17 protein-coding genes are annotated in these 20,953 nt (G+C 62.7%); 8 read left to right on the forward strand and 9 right to left on the reverse strand.

Annotated elements, in window-relative coordinates; all coding sequences use genetic code 11:
* Window positions 1-47 precede the first annotated feature (47 nt).
* From IG197_RS18110 to IG197_RS18125, 4 genes are all read right to left on the reverse strand, one after another.
* Window positions 48-848 carry a class I SAM-dependent methyltransferase gene (locus tag IG197_RS18110; RefSeq protein WP_192313916.1) on the reverse strand — a complete coding sequence of 267 codons (801 nt, stop codon included), beginning with the start codon at window positions 846-848 and terminating at the stop codon, window positions 48-50.
* A gap of 287 nt (window positions 849-1,135) precedes the next feature.
* On the reverse strand, window positions 1,136-1,840 hold the full coding sequence (locus tag IG197_RS18115) for an NIPSNAP family containing protein (protein ID WP_192313919.1): 705 nt from the start codon (window positions 1,838-1,840) through the stop codon (window positions 1,136-1,138).
* A gap of 139 nt (window positions 1,841-1,979) precedes the next feature.
* The gene (locus IG197_RS18120; protein ID WP_067957017.1) at window positions 1,980-2,816 is read right to left on the reverse strand and encodes an ABC transporter permease; all 837 of its coding nucleotides are present in this window, start codon (window positions 2,814-2,816) and stop codon (window positions 1,980-1,982) included.
* 31 nt (window positions 2,817-2,847) lie between these two features.
* Window positions 2,848-3,669, reverse strand: a complete 822-nt coding sequence (locus IG197_RS18125) for an ABC transporter ATP-binding protein (protein ID WP_192313922.1) — start codon at window positions 3,667-3,669, stop codon at window positions 2,848-2,850.
* A 343-nt stretch (window positions 3,670-4,012) separates the two neighbouring features.
* Between IG197_RS18125 and IG197_RS18130 the strand changes: the two genes are divergently transcribed.
* From IG197_RS18130 to IG197_RS18155, 6 genes are all read left to right on the forward strand, one after another.
* On the forward strand, window positions 4,013-6,127 hold the full coding sequence (locus IG197_RS18130; protein ID WP_067957023.1) for a hydantoinase/oxoprolinase family protein: 2,115 nt from the start codon (window positions 4,013-4,015) through the stop codon (window positions 6,125-6,127).
* A complete protein-coding gene (locus IG197_RS18135; protein WP_192313925.1) occupies window positions 6,124-8,319 on the forward strand; it encodes a hydantoinase B/oxoprolinase family protein in 2,196 nt (731 codons plus the stop codon). Before IG197_RS18130 ends, IG197_RS18135 begins: the two co-directional genes overlap by 4 nt.
* Entirely contained in the window at window positions 8,316-8,771 is a 456-nt protein-coding gene (locus IG197_RS18140; RefSeq protein WP_192313928.1) for a Zn-ribbon domain-containing OB-fold protein, read from the forward strand. Before IG197_RS18135 ends, IG197_RS18140 begins: the two co-directional genes overlap by 4 nt.
* Complete coding sequence (locus tag IG197_RS18145; protein WP_208993684.1) at window positions 8,768-9,931, forward strand: lipid-transfer protein; 1,164 nt, start codon at window positions 8,768-8,770, stop codon at window positions 9,929-9,931. Before IG197_RS18140 ends, IG197_RS18145 begins: the two co-directional genes overlap by 4 nt.
* Window positions 9,932-9,944: 13 nt before the next feature.
* Window positions 9,945-10,742 carry an SDR family oxidoreductase gene (locus tag IG197_RS18150; RefSeq protein ID WP_192313931.1) on the forward strand — a complete coding sequence of 266 codons (798 nt, stop codon included), beginning with the start codon at window positions 9,945-9,947 and terminating at the stop codon, window positions 10,740-10,742.
* Between the two features lie 159 nt (window positions 10,743-10,901).
* Window positions 10,902-11,927 carry an ABC transporter substrate-binding protein gene (locus IG197_RS18155; RefSeq protein WP_192313934.1) on the forward strand — a complete coding sequence of 342 codons (1,026 nt, stop codon included), beginning with the start codon at window positions 10,902-10,904 and terminating at the stop codon, window positions 11,925-11,927.
* On the opposite strand, the gene IG197_RS18160 is transcribed toward IG197_RS18155, so the two are convergent.
* Window positions 11,890-12,786 carry an IclR family transcriptional regulator gene (locus tag IG197_RS18160; RefSeq protein WP_169808310.1) on the reverse strand — a complete coding sequence of 299 codons (897 nt, stop codon included), beginning with the start codon at window positions 12,784-12,786 and terminating at the stop codon, window positions 11,890-11,892. The genes IG197_RS18155 and IG197_RS18160 overlap by 38 nt on opposite strands.
* A 138-nt stretch (window positions 12,787-12,924) precedes the next feature.
* Between IG197_RS18160 and IG197_RS18165 the strand changes: the two genes are divergently transcribed.
* Entirely contained in the window at window positions 12,925-15,057 is a 2,133-nt protein-coding gene (locus IG197_RS18165; RefSeq protein WP_192313937.1) for an acetate--CoA ligase family protein, read from the forward strand.
* Window positions 15,058-15,692: 635 nt separating this feature from the next.
* On the opposite strand, the gene IG197_RS18170 is transcribed toward IG197_RS18165, so the two are convergent.
* A complete protein-coding gene (locus tag IG197_RS18170; RefSeq protein ID WP_192313940.1) occupies window positions 15,693-15,872 on the reverse strand; it encodes a hypothetical protein in 180 nt (59 codons plus the stop codon).
* Window positions 15,873-16,081: 209 nt separating this feature from the next.
* Entirely contained in the window at window positions 16,082-17,497 is a 1,416-nt protein-coding gene (locus tag IG197_RS18175) for a PLP-dependent aminotransferase family protein (RefSeq protein WP_067966070.1), read from the reverse strand.
* Window positions 17,498-17,579: 82 nt separating this feature from the next.
* Between IG197_RS18175 and IG197_RS18180 the strand changes: the two genes are divergently transcribed.
* The gene (locus IG197_RS18180; RefSeq protein ID WP_192313943.1) at window positions 17,580-18,443 is read left to right on the forward strand and encodes a DMT family transporter; all 864 of its coding nucleotides are present in this window, start codon (window positions 17,580-17,582) and stop codon (window positions 18,441-18,443) included.
* A gap of 375 nt (window positions 18,444-18,818) precedes the next feature.
* Here the strand turns inward: IG197_RS18180 and IG197_RS18185 are convergent, their stop codons facing one another.
* A complete protein-coding gene (locus IG197_RS18185; protein ID WP_067957043.1) occupies window positions 18,819-19,769 on the reverse strand; it encodes an SMP-30/gluconolactonase/LRE family protein in 951 nt (316 codons plus the stop codon).
* A 236-nt stretch (window positions 19,770-20,005) separates the two neighbouring features.
* Window positions 20,006-20,917 (reverse strand): LysR family transcriptional regulator, encoded by a 912-nt coding sequence (locus IG197_RS18190; protein WP_067957047.1) that lies wholly within the window; start codon window positions 20,915-20,917, stop codon window positions 20,006-20,008.
* Between the last annotated feature and the right edge of the window lie 36 nt (window positions 20,918-20,953).

A 20,953-nucleotide genomic window follows, 5' to 3' on the forward strand; every position in this document is an offset into this window, starting at 1 on the left:
AGCCCTTTACCGCGCCCGGACCAGAAGCTCATCGCCAGGGCGGGGCCTCAGGCAACGATGCCGCGCACGGCCCAGGCGATGTTGGCAAAGGAGCGCGGGCCGTCGGGACGGCCGGCCTCGTAGGCATCGCGCGCGGCAGCCTCGGCGCGCGCCTTGTCCGCCTGGTCGAGCGTGGCGACAAATTTGCCGATCGGACCTTCTCCTGAGGCGATGGGCACCCAGAGATCGTCGAAATCTGCATAATCCATACGCAGCAAAAGCTGGGACTCCTCGACGCGTGACAGTCCTTGTGCGACGAATGCGGCTTTCATCTCGCCCGGCTGCATCATCGGCTGGAAACAATAGCGGGCGCGCAGTTGCCGGCCAGCTTCGCCCAGCGCTGCCAGCGAATCGACGACCATGCGCATGCCGGGCATGCCACCACAATGATCCCACACCGTGGCCGCGACCACCCCGCCTGGCCGCGTTACCCTGGCCATTTCCGCGATCGCTTTGGGCGCCTCGGGCACGAAATGCAGCACCAAAAGCGCGAGCGTTCGGTCGAAGCTTTTGTCCGGGAAGGGCAGGGCGCAGGCATCGGCCTGGCTGATCTTTATGCGCGGGTCCGTATTGCGCGCCTGAGCCGCTGCGACAAAGACCGGCGAGAAGTCGATGGCCGCGATTTCCCCGAGATTTGCCGCCTTGGCCAGCACGAAGGTCAGGCTGCCGGTACCGCAGCCGACGTCGAGCACTTTCTCGCCATCGGCGAGGCCGGCAAAGTCGATGAAGGGGATTGCGAGTTTCTGGCTCCAGCGGCCCATCAACTGCTCATAGCCGGCCGCATCCTGCACGTTGAAGCTTGATGTCATCGAAGCCTCCTATGCCAAAAGGCATGGTAAGCCGCCGCGAGCGAGATGGGAAGAAAGACTGTCGACTGATCCACACAGGCTAGCTCGTGAATGACCTGCGCCCATTCCCGCCGTTCAGGCAGACGCTGCAATTTCCTGTCATCGGCTGACAGCCTTGGCACACCACTGGGGCGGTCCGGAAAGCAGCCATTGCGATAGTTCAAAGCCAACAGCATTTTGTAGACTAGGAGTGATCCCGCCGACGCGGCAAGCACGCAGTGGCGCTGGAATGTCGCGCGTCCCGCCTGCTAGGGCTGTACTCCAGTCTTGAGTGGAGAGGCAGGTGCCGAACACATCAGGTGGCCGACCCAGTCGATCGCAATGTCTTTGGTCCTGGCGCGCCATGTGCGGAAAGGCTCGCCGTCTTCGGCCATGCCGACGCGAGCCCAGTCGCTCCAATCCCGCATGGCCCAGATAAGCACCACCTCGGAATCATTGCGCATGGCGGTGCGAAAGGCGCCGACAAGCTGCAGCCCCAATTCCATTGCCTGGCCAAGCCAATGCTCCGACACCAGCCGCAAATAATCCTGCGCCAGGCCTGGCTTGATATTGACGGTCTCGTGCAGAAATACCTTGGCGCCGACCACGCTGCCGTCGGCACAAAGTTGCTCTATGTCGGGTGAGTAAGGGGCTGCGATCAACAATCGGTCGAGGCCCCCGCTGCGGTAATTTTGAGCCGTGAGCCACCACATCTCAAGCGCCTTGTCCTGCATCGTGTCCGTGCCGGTCTCATGCGCGAAACTGGCGGCCAGGCTGTCCCAGTCTTCGTACTCCCACAGGTTCACCACTTGTGGCCAACGGCCCGTGCTGCCGAGCGTCCCCCAGACGCCGAAGCATTTTTGAAGGCGTTCGGCACTGTGCCGACCCCAGTCGGTCGTCATGTGTTTGAAGTAGTTAGCCCGGTTGGCGCCGATGATGTCGATATATTCGTGGATATAGATCTTGGAATTCATTCGGGCCTCCCAAAGGTCAGCCAGCTGCCACGCCCTGCCGGGTGGCATTACAAGGGCAGACGAAGAATGATGCCCATCTCGCCGAACGGCCCCGAAGCGCGCTATCGCATTTCGGGGCAGCTCGGATGCTGCGTTGGATCTAGCGGGATCCTTTGGTCGAGGACGCCGTCCAGGGCAGCATCAGCCGTCCGAGCCAGCGGACCAGCGAGCTGAACAGGAAACCCATGAGGGCTACGGTGCAGATACCGACATACATCCGGTTGGCCTGAAACAGCGACCACGAATGCCAGATGCGATAGCCTATGCCCTGGCTTGCCTGGACGAACTCGACGCCGACGATGACCAGCACCGCCGTGCCGATGGCGATGCGCATGGAAATGAACAGCTGTGGCAAAAGTGCCGGCCAGGTGACGTGCCTGAACATATTCCAGCCCTTGGCGCCGAAGGAGCGGGCGGCCTCGTGATAGTTCTCGGGGATGGCAAGCACTGCCTCCATGCACTGGATCCAGACCAGGAAGAACACGGTCATGCCGACAAGCAGCACGCTCGGCAGTTCGCCAAGTCCGAAGATCAGCAGCAGCAACGGCAGCAGGGCGAGCTTTGGCACCGTGTAGAGCGCGGTAAGGAACGGCTCCAGCGCGGCGCGTGTCAGGCGTGACAGGCCGAGCAACAGGGCGGCGCCAAGGCCTGATGTGACGCCGATGGCGAAGCCGGCGAGTACACGCAGAGCACTCGCGATCACATCCTGCTGCAGCATTCCTGTGCGCAGCATTTCGACCGCTGACAGGAAGATCGCGCTCGGGGCGGGAAAAAAGCGCGAATCGAGAAGGCCGGCGCGGGCGCAGATCTCCCACAGGATGAAGAACACGACGGGCGTCGCCATCGCCAGCACCTTTTCCTGCCTTCGCGCCCGCAGCGCATAACCACGTGGGTCGCGCTCGGCTTCGCCCGGTCTGATAGCGATGGTCTTTTCCATGCTCGTCGCCTCCTCCGCGTCGATGTCTGTTTCAGGCAGCGTGCTTGCCGACCTGCTCTCGCAGCAGGTTCCAGATTTCCTGCTCGAGCTTGGCGAACATGGGCTCTCCGCGGATTTCCGGCGCGCGTGGTCGGGCGAAAGGCACCTCGAATTCGGCGATGATGCGACCTGGCCGCGCCGACATCACCACGACCCGGTCGCCGAGCAGCAACGCTTCTTCAAGGCTGTGGGTGACGAAGACGACTGTGCGTCTGTCTTCTTGCCAGAGCGTCAGCAACTCGTCCTGCAGGATGCGACGGTGCTGGGCGTCGAGCGCGGCGAAAGGTTCATCCATCAGAAGGATTTCAGGCTCGACCGCCATGGCGCGAGCGATGGCGACACGTTGCAACATGCCGCCGGAAAGAGCCGGCGGATATGCATTGGCGAAGTCGGCGAGGCCCATCTTGCCGAGCCAGGCCGTCGCGCGCCTGTCGGCCTCGGCGCCAGACATGCCTGTCATCTCCAGCCCGAAGCGGACATTGGCCTGGATCGTCTTCCACGGAAACACATTGTAACTCTGGAACACCATGGCGGTGGGAACCGCCCGCGTGCCACTGGCATGGACGAGGACCTCGCCCTCGCTCGGCCTGTGCAGGCCGGCAATCATCCTGAGTACCGTCGACTTGCCGCAACCCGACGGACCGACGAGGCAGACGAATTCGCCACTCCTCACCTTGAGATCGACACCGGCAAGCGCTTCGACATTGCCGTTGGCGTCATAACGCTTGCGCACCCCTCGCACTTCTATCTTGGCAGGGGCATCGGCGACCAATGGCATGGCAGCTGATATGTCGGTTCTGCGCAATGAGTTCATCTGTCGCTCCGTGAGGAAGTGCAATCCAGCGAGCGCCAAGGGCATCCGCGGACGGGAGGCTAGGCCGATAGGCGAAATCAAAACAATCGCTTCCGCAGATTTTCCGGATAGCCGGAAAAGTGCCGGTTGCGTTTGACAGCTTGTTCCGTTCGACGCCTAATCGACGTGTCTCAAGTGGCGGAAATCGTTGCCGCCTTGGAGAGCGGCGGCGGCTTTCTTTCCCCGCAGGATTGTTTCAATTCCGTGCCGGATTTCCGGCGTTCACGGCAGGCCACCAACGGCGAGCGCCATGCGTTCGACGGACGGTGGACTGCGTCCTGAAGAGTGATTTGCGAGTTTGCATATGCAGATCGTCGGCATCGACACTGGCGGCACCTTTACCGATACGGTCATTCTTACCGGCGACGGCAGGATCGGGGTCGGCAAGGCACTGACGACGCACGGCCGCCTGATGGAAGGTGTGATCGCCTCGCTTGCTGTCGCCTCCCGCTCGCTTGGCAAGAGCCTGCGCGAAATCCTCGAGGTGACCGACATCCTGTCGCACGGCACCACCGTTGGCCTCAATGCCCTGCTCACCAACGCCGGCGCCAAGGTTGGCCTGCTTGTGACCTCAGGCTTTGAGGCGACACTGCCGATGGCGCGTTCCAACAAGGTGCACGGCCTGCCCGACGAGGACAGCATCAATGCGCTCAAATGGCGCAAGCCGGATCTGCTCGTTCCCCGCCGCCGCATCATCGGTGTACGCGAACGCATCGACGTCGATGGCAACATCATCGTGCCGCTGGATGAAGAGCAGGCCCGGCAGTCGATCCGCCAACTGGTCGCGCGCGGTGCCGAGGCGATCGGCATCGCGCTGATGTGGTCGCCGGTCAATGGCAGTCACGAGCGCCGTCTCGCCGAACTCGTTGCCGAGGAGGCACCTGGCCTGCATGTGACGTTGTCGAGCGAGCTCGCGCCACGTATCGGCGAATATGAGCGCACCGCGACCGTTGCCATGAATGCCTATGTCGCACCTCTTGTCGGCGACTACCTGACCTCGCTCGACGAGGCGTTGCGCGATGAGGGATTTTCGGGCCTGTTCCTGATCGTGACCATGGGCGGCGGCGCGCGTCGCGCGAGTTCGCTGCACGACGCCCCGATACATCTGCTTCAATCCGGACCCGTCGGCGGCATCATGGCCGCCCGCCAGATCGGCGCGCGGCTTGGGCATGCCGACGTGCTTGCCACCGACGTCGGCGGCACGAGCTTCGATGTCGGCCTCGTCGTCGGTGGTGCCCTGCCGACCGCTTCCCGACCACGCATCGACCGGCATAGCCTGGCCGTTCCCGTCATAGACCTGGCCTCTATCGGAACGGGTGGAGGCAGCATTGCCTATGCCGATCCCGAACTCGGCGTGTTGCGGGTCGGACCGCAAAGCGCCGGTTCGATGCCCGGCCCGGCCTGCTACGGCCGCGGCGGCACGCAGCCTACAGTGACGGATGCCGCTGTCGTTCTGGGCCATCTCGATCACCTCGGCGGCGCGCTCATCCTGGATCGCGACGCTGCGCGGTCGGCGCTTGCGCCGCTTGCCGGCAAGCTCGGCCTTGAAATCGAAGAGGCGGCCGAGGGGATCTTGCGCGTCGCCAATGCACAGATGGCCGATCTCGTCCGCCGCGCCAGCGTGCAACGCGGCCATGATCCTCGCAACTTCGTGCTTTATGCCTATGGCGGGGCAGCACCTCAGCATGTCGGGCGCTATGCCGCCGAGATCGGTGTGAAGGCAATCGTCATACCGCGGCTGGCGCCGGAGTTCTCCGCCTGGGGGGCAGCCTCCAGCGACATGCGGACCTCCTATGAAATCGAGCTGCCCGCCCGGCCGCTGCAGGACTTCCGTGATGGCGAGATCGACGCCTTCGGTCGGCTCGAGCAGCGCGCCCGAGGCGAATTCGAGGGGCTGGCGGAGGCGAGCCTGGCAGGTGCCGTCGAGATACGGCGCAAGATCGGTCTGAAATTTTCTCGCCAGCTGCACCGGATCGACATCGAAGTGCCGTCGTCACGGCTTGGTAGAGCCGAGATTGCCGCTGCCGAGGCCGCGTTCCGGTCCCGCTACGAGCAGATCGTTGGTCGGGGTTCGGCCCATGCAAAAAGCACGATCGAACTTGCGGCCGTCGTCGTTGAAGCGCGTATGCCGATCGTCATGCCCGACAGCGCCCCGACGGGGATGCGGGGCGCGCTCCGGCCCAGCCGGCAACGGCGGGCCTGGTTCGGGGGGCGTGAGCAGGAGACGCCGGTCTTCCTGTGGGCCGAGCTTGGCGTGGGTGTCGTGATATCGGGACCTGCCTTCATCGAATCCGACCAGACAACGGCAGTCATCTATCCCGGCCAGACGGTGACGACCGACGTGGACGGCAACCTAACCATGACCGTGCCTGCGGTGCACAAGCGCTCGCCTTCGCCCAGCATCGGGGAATTCGCATGACAATCGGTCCGATCGAGCTCGAAATCATCCGCCACCGACTTGAAGCCATCAACGCGGATGCAGGCGAGACGCTGGTCCGTGTCTCGGGTTCGCAGATCGCCTCCGAGGCGAGTGATTTCAACACCGCGATCATGACGGCCGACGGCACCGTGATCTCGTGCAGCAAGTTCATTCTGGTGCAGTCGACATCGCTCAACCTTATCGTTCGCGACATCCTCGATCGCTATGGCGAAAACCCGGGCATTGGTCGCGGCGACCAGTTTCTTACCAACGATCCCTATCTCGGGGCGCTGCATCAGCCCGATGTGACGCTGGTGGCGCCGATCTTTCACGGCGACAGGCTGATTGCCTGGGCGGGGTCGACGGTGCACGAACCCGATGTCGGCGGGCCGATCAGCGGCGGCTTCAACTATGCAGCCCGCTCGATCTTCGACGAAGCGATCCCGATCCCGCCGGTCAAGATCGTCGAGGCAGGCAGCATCCGCCGCGACATCGAGCGCGATTACCTTGCCCGCACCCGAACACCGGAGCTCAACGCGCTCGATTTGCTCGGCCAGATCGCGGCGAACCGCGCATCCGAACGTCAGGTGCTGGAACTCTGCGCCGCCTATGGCACCGATGGTCTCGTGCACGCGATGGACAGGCTGCTTGCATCGACGGAGGCCGCCTTCCGGCGCCGCCTCATTGAGCTGCCAGATGGCATTTGGCGCGAGAATTCGTTCATTCAGCATGAGCAGCGTTGCGGCGCCGACTACTTGCCGAACCAGGTCTACGCGGTCCGCCTCGCCATGACCAAGACAGGCGACAAGCTCAGCTTCGACTTCACCGCCAGCGACGACCAGGCTCCTGGCGCGGTCAACTCCACCTATCCGACGCTGGCCAACTTCACCATGGCGGCGGTGCTCGTCCACATCTGCCAGGGCCTGCCCTGGATGCCCGGCGCTATATGGCGCACCATCGACATACGCACCCGAAAGGGCTCGATCGTCGATGCCGAGTGGCCGGCCGGCGTCGCGATGAGCACAGGCACCTCGGCACAAGCGATTCGCAACTGCGTCAGCGGTTGCCTCGCGCGCCTGCTCGACGGATCGGCGGCGCATGCGCACATGGCCATGGCCTCGTCGCAGTCTTCGGGCGCCGGCGGCATGTCGATTTCGGGACACCGGCGCGACGGCACCCCGTTCACCACGCTGTTTCTGGATGAGCTGAGCGGCGGCGGCGGCGCCACCGTCCATGCCGACGGGAGCGACACGTCGGGTACGGCGACATCGCCGGGCGCGACGCCGTCGAACCTCGAAACCAACGAAGCATACTATCCCGTGCTCTATCTGACGCGCCGCGAGTTGGCCGATTCCGGCGGACCCGGCATGCGACGCGGTGGCGTCGGCGCAATGCATGCCTATCGCCCGCACCAGACCGATCGATCGATCGCACTCTTGTCCATGGCGCAAGGCTTGCAGCATCCGGCGACAATGGGCGCAGCAGGCGGTGAACCCGGTTTGCCCAGCGGCTTCGCCATCATGAGTTGTGACGTGCCGGTGGCCGTTTCAAGAGGCTGGGCGGAGCTTGCGGATGCCACTGATTTTCGGCTGCCCGATGCTGCAACCAGGCTCTATCCGGATCAGATATTGGTCACGTCCTCGCAAGGGGGCGGCGGCTTTGGCGATCCGCTCGAACGCGATCCGGCTGCGGTTGCCATGGATGTGCTCGATGGTCTCGTCAGTGTGGGCAATGCATTGCGCGACTTTGGCGTGGTCCTGCGTCTCGACGGCGACCAGGTAGAGATCGACCGTGACGCGTCGGAGGCCGCACGAAAAGCACGGCTCAAGGTTCGGCTCGGCGGTCGCGATCCGCGCACGATTGAAGGTCCGGTCAGCGGACGTCGCCTGTCCAGCCATTTCCGGGCCGTCGCAGTCTCCGGTGGCGAGCAGGTCGTATGCGCCGTCTGCGGCCATGGTATCTGCGACGCTGGCGCGGACATCTACGCATCCCTTGCCGTCCATGAAGCCGTCGCCGGCGAGCGATCTGCCATCACCGACCGCTATCCCGGCAGCGAACGCTTCCGCATCCGCCATTTCTATTGTCCCGGTTGCGCCCGACAGGTCGACGTCCAGGTCGCGCTTTCAGGCGATCCGGTGCTCGAGGCGATTGAATTGCCGGTTCCCCGCATTCCGACAGAGACAAGACCATGACAGCCATCCCTTTGCCCTATGCTGACGATCCCGACACGGCGGGCTTCTGGGACGCGGCACGCGAGAGTCGCCTCGTCGTCCAGCGCTGCAAGGCCTGCGGCCATTGTCAGTTTCCACCACATCCGTTCTGCGCCGCCTGCGCCCATGCCGAGACGGAATGGGCCGAAACGTCCGGTCGAGGTTCTGTCTGGTCGTACGGTGTTGCGCATGGTCCGACGCTGCCTGGTTTCCAGGATGTGGTGCCGTATCCAATGATCGTCGTCGAATTCGAAGACCATCCGCATATCCGCATGGTCGGCAGCCTGGTTGCGGCACCCAACGCTGCCATCAACAGCTTACCAGTTTCGGCAATCCGCATCGGCATGCCAGTCGACGTCACCTTTGCTGCCGTCTCCGACGACATCACCCTGCCGCGCTGGATGCCGCGCGTTTCCGAGAGCCTGAAGCCATGAGCGATATGATCTCCCTCAAGGACCGGACTGCGATTGTCGGTATTGGCGAGACCGCCTTTGGCAAGGCCATGGTGCAAAGCGAGGAGCAGCTTGCCTGCATGGCGATCAAGGCGGCGCTCGACGACGCCGGCATCTCGCCGTCGGAGGTCGACGGCCTCTGCTCGCTCAATATGGAGAACGTCTTCCAGCACGACATCGCGCGTGATCTCGGCATGAAGGAGGTGACCTATTATTCGCAGATGCCCGCCGGCGGACATGGCGGCTGCGGTACCGTCGGCCATGCGGCCATGGCGATTGCCACCGGCCAGGCCAAGGTGGTCGTCGGCTGGCGCTCGCGCAAGCGGAGCGGCCGTGCAAGCCGTGTCTGGGCGCAACTGGAGCAGCGCATTCAGGGCAGCCGTGACACCTGGCTGAGACCCTGGGGCATCATCCGGCCTGTCGACGAGGTCGGCGTGATGTACACCCGCTATATGCACGAATTCGGCGCCACCCGCGATCATCTCGCCAATGTCGCATTGGCGTTCCGAAGCCATGCCAACCGCAATCCCAAGGCCTTCATGCATGCCAAGCCGATGAGCCGCGAAGACTATTTCGCAGCGCGCTGGATCAGCGAGCCGCTTTGCCTATTCGATTGCTGCCTCGAGACGGACGGCGCGATCGCCTTCGTCGTCACAGCAGTGGATCGCGCCAGGGATTGCCGCAACAGGCCCGTCTACGTCCACGCCGCAGCCCAGGGGTTCGATGGCGGCAGCGCCATCCTTGCCAACTACTTCACGGCCGATCCGATGCGCTCGCAGGCTGCGACCTGCGCGAAGTCCCTGTGGCGCCAGAGCGACTTCCGCGCTGCCGACATCAAGGTGGCGCAGTTCTACGACGCCTTCACGCCGGAGGTGTTCTTCACCCTCGAAGGCTACGGCTTCTGTGGGCGAGGTGAAGGCGCTGCCTTCACCGAGGATGGGGGCGTCGCGCTCGGTGGACGCCTGCCGGTAAACACCGGCGGCGGCAGCCTCTCCGAGGTCTATCTGCATGGTTTCAACATGATCACCGAAGGCGTGAAGCAGATGCGCGGCACCTCCACCGGTCAGGTCGAGCAAGCCGACTGCTGCTTCGTGAGCTCGAGCGATCTGGGCCCGACCTGTGCGGTCGTGTTGCGCAACTGAGAGGGGGGCATTGATGCACGATACCATTGTCTGGATCAGCGGCGCGACGCAGGGTGTGGGCCTCGGGCTTGCTCGCAACGTTCCATTCAAGAATGCCCGCATCATCAATCTGTCGCGTCGGAAGCACCCCGACTATGAGAGCGTCACATTTGATCTGACCGACCCCGCGTCATGGGATCGCGTCCGTGGGCATTTCATCCGGGAGCTGGCTGCCTTTCGCGGCAAGCGCGCCATATTCATTCACAACGCATACTATTCCGAAGCGATCGGCGTGGTCGGCAAGGTCTCCTCTGAGACATACGAGAAGGGCGTTCTTGCCAATCTCGCTGCACCCTTCGTGCTTGCTGAAGCGTTTCTCGACGCTTGTCGTCCCGGCTATGAGGCAGGGCTGGTGATGCTCTCTTCCGGAGCCGCAGTGGCAGCGCTCGAAGGGCTGGCCACCTACTGTGCGTCCAAGGTTGCGGTCGAACACTGGGTCGAAGTCGTCGCACGCGAACGCGAAAGCCGCGGCGGAACCGGGCCATGGGTGGTGGCGGTACGGCCGGGCGGCGTCGATACGCCGGCCCTGCGCGCGGCAGCCGAAGTCGATCCCGAACTCTATCCGCGCGTGGCGAGCCTCAAGCGCAACATTCCAAATCGCGTCGACATAGACACGGCGGGCAGACGGATCTGGGCAGCACTGCCGCCGGCTCCGGATACCGCGGTCATCTCATTCGCCGAGCCGCCTGATAACCCGGCATTCGAGTTTGGTGGTCCGCGCATAAGGCAACTCGCCGGGTCGAGCTGGAAGCTGGTCTACGACGCGGGCTGAAAAGCGCATCGGTCCGAATCCGGAACGCTTTCCGGAGAGCACGAGGTGCAGGAGCAATGGATCAGGGCGTCCTCTTGCGTCCGTTCGGACGCACGACGCTCCAGGAGGTTGCCGACCGGTGGAGGACCGGCGGCGAAAAGAAGCAACAGGGAGGAAGCAATGAAATCTCTATGGAAGAAACTGGCATTCGCCGCCGCCGTGATCGGGGCAAGCTTCGGCGCCCGTGCCGAAGGCTCCGACGCGCCGAAGCCACTACCGCAGCGTGAGAAGGTGATCGTCGCCATGACCGCGAAGGTCGAGGCCTACATACCGATGCTGCTTGCCGACCGGATGGGGGAGTTCGACAAGGAAAACATCGACATCGAATACACCTTCGCCAAGTCGAGCGACGGCATCGTGCTCCTGTCCACGGGGCGCGCAGACGTGCTCGGCGGCCAGCCGAGTGCGGCCATCTTCAACGCCATTGCCAGTGGCGCCGACATTCGTGTCGTGGCGCCGCTCTTCGTCCAGTCGCCCGGCTCGAAACAGGGCATCTGGGCCAATAATGCCTTTCTCAACGGCCGCAAATTCACCATCGACCTGTTCAAGGATCAGACGGTTGCCAGCGCCATCGGCCTCGGCTCGACGGCCTCCTACTTCCTGCAGACAGAGCTGGAAAAGGTCGGCCTGTCGCTCAAGGACGTGAAATTCCAGACCATGGCTTCTGCCGACATTCTCGTGGCCCTGGAAAACGGTGCCGTCAATTTTGGCTACCTGATCGATTCCATCTGGCAGAAGGCCGACGAATCCAAAGTGTCTTTGGCCTTCGTCCAGGGGCCTGAGATGTCAGCAGGCTCGTGGAGCTTCGGTCCGCGCCTGCTCAAGGAGCGGCGCGACGTGGGCGAGGCGGTGATGCGGGCACTGGTGCGCACGACGCGCACCTACCTGCAGGGCGACTACCACGCCAATCCCGCGGTCATGAAGATCATGCTCGAGGAACTGCAACTGCCCGAGGAGACGCTGAAGAAGGGCGTATCGCTGACCTTCGATCCCAATCTGTACATGCCGGCCGATCTCGCCGCGCGCCTGCAGAAGACCTACGCGCTCATTCCCGAGGTGCTGTCCTACAGCGAGTTGATGCCGGAAGACCGTGTCGTCGACCAAGGCTTCATTGCTGCCGCGGGCATTCCCATTCCGGCGAAATAGGCAGGTCGTCATTGGCCCGGTGCAATTCCGCAAGGCGTTGATGCCGGGAAGCTATCTGCCGGAGGGCGGATCCCAAGGCCGCCGTGGCGGGACTTTCCTCGGGATCGGCACTGACGAGCCCGACGGCGACCGGAACACGCATGAACTTCGACTGGAAGGGTGCAGCCACTGCGGTAGCCCCTTCCGCCGAGAAGCCGCGGGAGGTGGCATAGCCTTGTTTGCGAACCGATCTGACCTTGTCGAGCAACGTGGCCACACTGGCCACGCGCCTTGCCGGCGGTTCGGTGCGAAACATGCGCTTGGCAATCTCCACCACCACCTCCTGCGGCTTGCCAGACAAAAGCGCCATGCCGGCCGCTGTCGACCAGTCGTAGTCGGTGAAGCCTTCGACATGGACGCCGGCGTGAAAGTCAGAGCCGGCGATGATCGCCGAGCACTGGACCCAGCGATCGTTCTGCATGCACAGCCATACCGTCAGGCCGGTGTGGCGATGCACTTCGTCCATCAGGTCGGAGACTGCCGTGCCGCCGAAGAAGGAACCTTCGATGCGCCGGGCCAGAGTGACGATCCGGTAGGAAGGCAGGTAAACTTTCTGACGCGGGTCGAAGGCGAGGTAGCCGGTGCGCACCAGTGTCTTCAGAATGTCGTCGGCGCTGGAATTGGGAATGGCAAGCGCACGGCTGATCTCGGTCGTACGCGCCGGCCGCGGATTGGCCTGGAAGTATTCGAGCACGGACAGCACACGCAGGCTGGATTTCACCACGCCGCCAGAGCGGTCATTGGTGACGCCCCGCAGCAATTCGTTGGGCTCCTCGAATCCCAACTCCGCCCGTCTCGCCGTGTTGGCCGCGGTTCCCATGGCGCTCTCCTCTCCTTGCGCCGGCGTGCCGGCACAGAGCGTTTCACCGCCAGTTTGGCACCTTGCCGAGAAGCTGAATTCGGCCATTTGGCCTAGGCCAATCGCCCGGAAATCCGACAAACCGAAAGACCCGACATCATGCAGACCATCCCAAAGGCAATCCAGCACGCCCGCGAAGAACTCGACCGCAGCCTGGTCGATCTCCAGCGCATGTTTCGCAAGAAGAGCGGCATTGCCTATGTCGGCCGTGTCGACGCGTCGCCGCAAGCGCATAGCTGGTTTCGCCGCTTCGGCGATGACGTGCGGTTTTGCTACGTCAATCCGCGCGGCGGTGAGGCCGGTGGTGTGCCTGTCTTCACGTCGATGGCGGAGGTGCCTGATTATATCGACCTCGCCGTGGTCAAGGTGGCGCCGGCGATCGTTCCGCAGGTAATCGCCGATTGCGGTCGTCGCGGCGTGCGCGATGTCATCGTCTTCAGCTCCGGTTTTTCAGAAGTGGGTGCCGAGGGTGCCGCGCTTGAGGCCAAGGTCGCCGAGGCCGCACGTGAACATGGCGTGCGTGTCATCGGGCCGAACACCAACGACAACACATTCGAGCAGTTTCCCGTGCCGGAGCATCATCGCGGCGGCCTCGTCGGGTTGGTCACCCAGAGCGGCTTCAACGGCCGGCCCATCGTCGAGGGCATCGCCATGGGTGCTGCCTTCCGGCGTTGGGTGACGGTGGGCAACGAGGTCGATCTCGAGGTTGCCGACTTCATCAACTACTTTGCCCATGATCCGCAGACGTCGGTCATCGCAGCCTATGTCGAAGGCTTCAAGTCGATCGCCAAGCTCAGGCTGGCGCTTGAGGCTGCCAATGCAATGAAGAAGCCAGTGGTCATGCTCAAGATGGGATCGACCGAGCGTGGTGCGCGCATGGCCGCGTCGCATACAGGCCACCTCGCTGGAGCGGATGCGGTCATCAACGGCTTGTTCCGGCAGTATGGTGTGATCCGGGTCCGCGATCTCGACGAGTTGCTCGAGACGGTCAACCTGCTCGCCAAGCTGCCGGCGGGCACCGGCCCGAACTGTGCGCTCTACTCGGTTTCGGGAGGCTCGACGACGCTGATGGCCGAGCTGGCCGACAGCTATGGCGTGAGCTTTCCCGATCTGTCGCAGGCGACGATCGAAAAGCTCTACGCCTACCTGCCCAATTACGTCACCGTCTCCAATCCGATCGACAATGGCGGCGGCTTTGTCATCGCTGCCCCGCAGCAGCAGCGTATCGAGGTGCTTGAAGCCATTGCCGCCGACGCAAACGTCGATGTCATCGTGGTCGGGCTGACGGCGGCCCTTGGCCTGCTGTCCGACAGCTTTGCCGCCGACGTGCTGGCTTTCGCACCACGTTCGCCCAAGCCTGTGGTCGCGGTGTGGGGGTCGGTGCTGACCGACAGTCCCGGCTATCGCGACCTGGTCAAGTCAGGCGTGCCGATCTTCCGCTCATTCCGCAAATGCTTCCGCGCCATGCGCGCGCACGCTGACTACGAGGCCGCAAAGGCGGCATTCCGCAGCCGCTCCTGGGATGCAGCAGCATTGTCGGCCAGCCAGCAAGGCGCGCTGAAGCAGGATGGAATTCTCGACAGCGGACAGGTGGCCGCATTGCTCGACGGCTCAGGCATCTGCCGTGCTGGCGAGCGCCTGGTTACCTCGTCCTCCGAGGCAGCAGAAGCGTTCGCGGCCTGGGGAGGGCGCGTCGTCATGAAGCTGGCTTCGCCCGACATTGCCCATAAGTCGGATGCGGGTTTGGTGCTGCTCGACATCGGTGACGCTGTGACTGCCGCAAGCACTTACGAGAGCCTGGTGGCAAAGGCGAAGACCCATTTTCCGGCGGCTCGGATCGAGGGTGTGCTGATGCAGGAACTGATCGGCACCGGCGTCGAGATGATCGTCGGACTGACGCAGGATCGCGATCTTGGCCCAACCATCACCGTCGGCGCCGGGGGCATCTATGCCGAAATCCTGAAGGATGCGGCTACGCGACCGTTGCCTGTCGACAAGGACGATATCAGCGACATGATCGCCAGCCTGAGGCTCTCCCCTTTGCTCGATGGCGCCCGCGGCGCGGAGCCCTCGGACAAGGAAGCCCTTGTCGATCTGGTTTTCAAGCTGGCGCAGCTGGGGCTGGCCGCCGGTTCCGCGATAGCCGAGCTTGACCTGAATCCGGTTATCGTGCTGCCGGACCGGGCTGTGGCTGTCGATGCGCTTGTCGTCGCGGCCAACTCATCGACATAGCCGAACGATGGCGCAATTCTGCGCCGTTTGAAGGGAGAATTGGGATGCCCATCCAACAAGGGTAGGAGGTCTTCAAATGCGATCGGGCGACCGACCGCGAGCCTCGTGTTGACCCCACGCCGGTGATCGACGGTCAAGTGAGCCCCTGCCGGCTACCTGATGTGCCAGCATTGCGCCCCAACTCGCCGCAACCGGACCGACTGGTATTAGCGCCAAGCAGGACATCGCGCCATCGCTTGATAAGGTAACCCTTTTCGTTGACAGACGCGCCGTTCCCTTCTGCTTATCGCGTAACCATGGTGGTGCCGACTTATGCCCATGCCGACACCCCTCCATCCCTGCCTCTTCGGCCTCGCGCATTGGCTCGCCGCACTTATGGCCTTCGTCGTCGTGTCGATGGAGAGGTGACGGGGCGGACGCTGCACCGACCTGATCTCGCAGCGTGCGGCGCAGCCCTGTCTGACCACGCTGATCGCGCTGTCGAGCGGGGCCGAGTCTATGGCTGAAAGGGATGTGCGCCGTTGATGGCTAGCATCCCACAGTCTTATCCGCGCATCGTGTGGCGCTACTTTCGCTTCAGCGCGAGAGGTAGCGTTGCCGAGGAGCCTGAGCCCGAAGAGCTTGGAGCATTTTCGTTAGTCGGTGATCAGGAACGTCCTGTTGCTGGCCACGTCGAGCAAGGGCAGTTCCTTGTTGCCGGTGACACTCTTGCTCGCCGCGTTGCCGCCAAAGTAGGCAATGCCGACAGAAGCGCTGAACTGCTCCTGGCCTGAGCCGAGTGGGCCGGAGGGCGTGCGTGGCGCCAGAAGGCGCAATTATCGCTTCTTCCCGCGCTTGCACCCGCACTCCCGTTGGTCAAACAGAGCCCTCAAACGACAGCTAATGCTTGGTCTTCGAATGGAAGCTTCCAGTCCCCTCCCGGCCCAATCTGATCATTCCGATGCGAAGTCCTCTTGTCCTGCAAGCATCCAGCAATCGCAGCCGGGGTGCGGAGCAACATAAGTACGAAAGAGACTTGCGTGATCTAGCGATCCCCCGAACAAGATTGGGATAGCGACCGCTGTATCGTCTCGAAAACCCTGCTGTTGCCGATTTGTGAGACGTTGAACCTCATCAGATCTCCTGCCGTCTGGGCGGGGCTGAAAGCGTTCCCGGGCGCTAGGACGACACCATCGACAAGTGCTGCCCTTGCCACTTGTGCCGACGATCGAGGACCAGGAACTCTACACCAGAGAAACATCCCGGCCTGCGGTTCCAGCAAGGGCACGATGCCTATCTCCCGCAACTTCGCTCCGACTTCGTGGCGTGCTCGAGCAAGGCGCATCCGCAGTCCCTCGAGATACTTACGATGGCCACCGTCACTGAGCACGCTGAGGACGAGCTCCGCGTTGAGACGCCCGCCGCCGAATGTTGTCGCAATTTTCAGGTCGACGATCCCGTCTATCCAATCCTTTTTCGCGGCAATGAACCCGCATCGGGCTGAAGCAGAGAGGGTTTTCGAGAAGCTGCCGATGTGGATGACTCGGTTCAAGCCGTCGAACGCGGCGAGCCGCGGGCCGGGCACGTGCTCAAAGTCGGCGAATATGTCGTCCTCGACGATTGTCAGACCATGCTGTTCGGCCAGCATCAGGACACGATGGGCGATAACAGGAGAAAGCGTCGCTCCCGTCGGATTATGGACCGCCGAGTTCGTGATGTAGAGGCGTGGCCGATGCTCTGCGAGCACGGACGCGAACACCTCGATATCGGGCCCATTTGGGGTGTAGGGAACGCTGACGACCTGAACCCGGTGCGCTCTCAACAGCGCCTGGAAGTTGAAGTAGCAGGGATCGTCGAGAAGCACGGTATCGCCAGGGTCGATGAGATAGCGACAGAGAAGGTCGATGGCCTGGGTGCCGCTTTCGGTCAGGATGACCTGGTCGGGTGGTGCCTCAATGCCCTTCTCTGCCATTCGCCGGGTGATCAATTGCCGAAGGGGTGGCAATCCCAATGGCGATCCATATTCGGCCAGGGCAATCCCCGAAGCCCTGGAAAGTGCGCGTAGACCGCGCCGGAGGCCAGCCTCGGGAAGCCAGTCAGGGGGCAGCCACCCGCAGCCCGGCTTCTCGGTATTGTCGGTGGCTTCCAGCGATTGGCGGGACACCCAGAACGGATCGATAGCTCGGTCGAGCTTCGGACCAACCTCGGACAGCAACAGTGGGGCGGTCTGTGTCGCCACGTAGAAACCGGAACCAGGACGGGATAGCACCACCCCCTCGGCAACGAGGCGGTCATAGGCTTCTACGACTGTCGAAACCGAGACGCCTGACGTCTTGGCGTGTGCCCGTACGGAGGGAAGCTTGCTGCCTGGCAAGAGGCTGCGTCCGGCGATTCGACGCCTGATCTGCTCCATCACCATTTCGATACGGGTTGTGTCCATCTGTATTGCCTTTGTGGCCATAACAGTAATGTCAAACTGTACCTTACCGTATCTGGCGGTTGCAAGCGGCTGCCTGCATAGGTCCATGGACAAAGGGGGTGCCATGGAACGGTCGACAAGCGGTTGGTTGTACGGATTGATAGGTGTGATCATCTTCAGCGGGTCACTGCCCGCCACGCGCGTTGCCGTGCAGTCTCTTGATCCGGTTTTTCTGACGGTTGCTCGTGCGGCAATTGCCGGCATTCTCGGAGTTGTCTTACTAGCCGCCTTCAGGGAGCGCCGCCCGGAACGTCGCGATCTTGTTTCCCTGGTGGTCGTTGCCCTCGGCGTGGTGGTTGGTTTTCCGCTTTTGACGGCTTTTGCCCTTCAGCATGTCACGTCGGCCCACTCGATCGTGTTCATCGGCCTCCTTCCGCTCTGCACTGCGATCTTCGCCGTGATCCGCGGCAATGAGCGACCCAAGCCGATCTTCTGGCTCTTCTCGGTTCTCGGAAGCGCATTGGTCGCCGTGTTTGCGATTAGCCAGGGGCTGTCTGCCTCGCCTGTCGGCGACGCGCTCATGCTGGCCGCGATCATCGCTTGCGGGCTCGGTTACGCCGAAGGGGCGACGCTCTCGCGCAAGCTCGGTGGATGGCAGGTCATCTGCTGGGCGCTGGTGATATCCCTTCCGGTGATGCTGATGCTCACGGCGATCTATTGGCCTGCCACATTTGAGAACGTGACGATTCCGGCATGGACAAGCCTGGCCTACGTTTCCCTGTTCAGCATGCTCATCGGCTTCGTCTTCTGGTATCGCGGCCTTGCGCTTGGCGGCATCGCCTCGGTCGGACAACTTCAGCTCCTGCAGCCATTCTTTGGCCTCGTGCTTGCCGCCACATTGCTCCGCGAGCCCGTGACCCCCGTGATGTTGGTCGTCACCGTCGCTGTCATCTGCTGCGTCTTCGGGGCGCGCAGGTTCGGCAAGTGAGGTAGAGTTGGATGTGTGCGCCAGCCGCTGCAAGGAGGCCACTCTGCCGGGCGTTCATCGTAGGGCATACCGCAGTCGGCCCCATGGTGGCCGCGCAGTGGCGCGGTTGATCAAGGCCAACCCCACCCCGACCAGCGATACCGCCGTTGTATCCATCAACACTGCGAAAAGAGCCGACAACGCATACGAGGCGAACTCGCACCGCGTTGTCGGCAGGCGGGGACCGAGGCGAACGGGCTTGGCCCAAGTTAGTCAAGGCTGCGTCCAGCCCGTCGATGCTGCCTGGCGGATCAACGGAACGGCTGCAGGTGCGATTGCGATGCCCGCGCAGCCAGGGGACGCCAGCCCCGCTGGAGTGCGCTTGTCATGCTCTGACTACCAGAGCGGCTTATCCAGCTTCGTGCAGGCTATGGAGTTTGCCTGGCTTTCAGGCAGATGCTTGAAGAAATTCAGGTTGGTCACGCAGATGTCGCCATTGCCGAAGGCGATGCTTGCGGGTGCCCCGAGAGGCGCCTGGAGCGGGTTGCCCAGCTGCTGCCGCTTCTTGGCGTCGGCACTGACCTTCCAGACTTCGCTGCGCGTGGTCTCAGTCAGGTAGAAATTGCCGTCCTTGTCGACCTCCAGGCCATCCATGTTGTCGTAGCCGAAGGCGAGCATTTCAGCCTTTCCGGCACTGCCGTCATCCTGGATCGGCACCTTGACCAGCAGCGGGATGCCGCCTGTCACGCCGTAAAGCGACTTGCCGTCCGGCGCCAGCGCTATGCCATTGACGCCCACCGGATAGCCGCTGAGAGAGCGGTCTCCCGGACTGAACAGTGGGTCCTTCGACCACAACTCAGCTGATTTCTGCTCGGGGTCTATTTTCCAGATGGCCTGGAGGCTGAGATCTGACAAGTAGATCTTGCCGTCCGGTGCTATGACCGGGTCGTCGGGGAAGCAGAACGGATATCCGTCGGCCCGTGTCACCACCGGCTCGACCTTGCCCGTCGAGATCGTGACCTGGTACAGGCCGGACCTGGTGACCGTTGCATCGCCGCACCCCTCGACCGCCAAATCGGCCTTGGCAGGCCACGGAAAGCGTTTGGAGTATTCGGAAAAGGCGACGTAGAGGTGATCTTTGCCGTCCCAGTCGATGCCGACTGTGCTTCCTTTGGCATCTCCGATCACCGTCCTCAGATCGGCGATCTTGGTCGAGGTGCCGTCGGTTGCGACCTTCATGACCAGCGCGGAATGAAACAGGCTGACATAGAAATTGCCGTTGGTGTCGCCGACGAGCCCTTCGGGCGCATCGTCGAACTGTGCAAGAATTCGCCAGTCGGATGCCATTGTCTGTGATGCAAGAGACGATGCAAAAAATGTCAGAAGTGCGCCACGACGCAACATTTCTCTCTCCCATTTTGTAGATGATAGGTCCTCGCCCAATAAAGGGTGGACGCGTTCAAATGCTCTGCATCGTCTGTTCGGACTAATGTTCTGACGTGCTTTCGCAGCTCCGCCTTGTTCCGAAGCGCATGAATATTTGCTTCGTCACGACTGCCCGGCAGCTGTTTCGGTGGGCGTCCTCAGATCGCCGTGGCGAACTTCCAGGCGGGATCGGCCGCGCGCCCCCGGGCAAAAACAAGCAGGTCCTCGGCCACCTGGCTGACGGCGGCGGAATGCACGCGATATCGGTTGACCGCGAGTGCCCAGGTGACATCGAAGCCCTGGATCACCGCCATCGAAACCCTGTCGTCGCGCTTGTGTTCGTAAATGGACGAATAGGGCAGCATGGTGTAGCCGACGCCGGCGCGCGCAAGCTCGTAGCACATGGCAACCGACTCGACTTCGACAACAGTGTTGATCGAGAGATTTCCGGTTCCGAGCTTCTGTTCGAGATATCGCCGTATCGGATTGCCGGACTCAGGCAGCACCAGCTTGTGCTGCACCACGAAGTCGGCCGACACCATCCCTTCGACGCCCAGTTCCGCGCTTTCGGTTCCGAGAAGCATCATCGGCTCGCGAACAAGCGGCGTCAGGCTGAAACGCTGCGTTCGCGGCTGCAGCGCAGTGATGGCAACGTCGAGGGTCCGCCGCTGCATCCACACCTCGAGTGCGTTGGAGACGATTTCGCTGACACGCAACGTGTAATGCGGATGCTCGCGGACGACCTTCTCCAGAAAGGGGATGGCCAACAGGCGGTTCAGCGATGAGGGCAACGCCAACGACACGGACGTCGAGCTTTCCTGTGCGATCTCCTCCTTGATCAGAACGGCTTCGCGCAAAAGCTGCGGCGCACGCCCGGCGAGCAGCAAGCCGGCCTCGGTCAGCTTGGTCCCTGTCGTGTCCCGGCGGAACAGCGAGGCTCCGATTTCGCCTTCGAGAAGGGCAATTTTTCGCGAAAGCGACGGCTGGGACAGGTTCAGGTCGGCGGCCGCACGGTTCATGCTGCCGAATTCGGCGACACGCAGGAAGCACTCGAGAAGTCTGAGATCCATGTGCCGCTCGTTATTCAGAAACCGTTGAAGCCATAT

Origin of the sequence: Aminobacter sp. SR38 (assembly GCF_014843375.1) — a bacterium.
In the GTDB taxonomy this organism is placed as follows: Bacteria; Pseudomonadota; Alphaproteobacteria; order Rhizobiales; family Rhizobiaceae; genus Aminobacter; species Aminobacter ciceronei.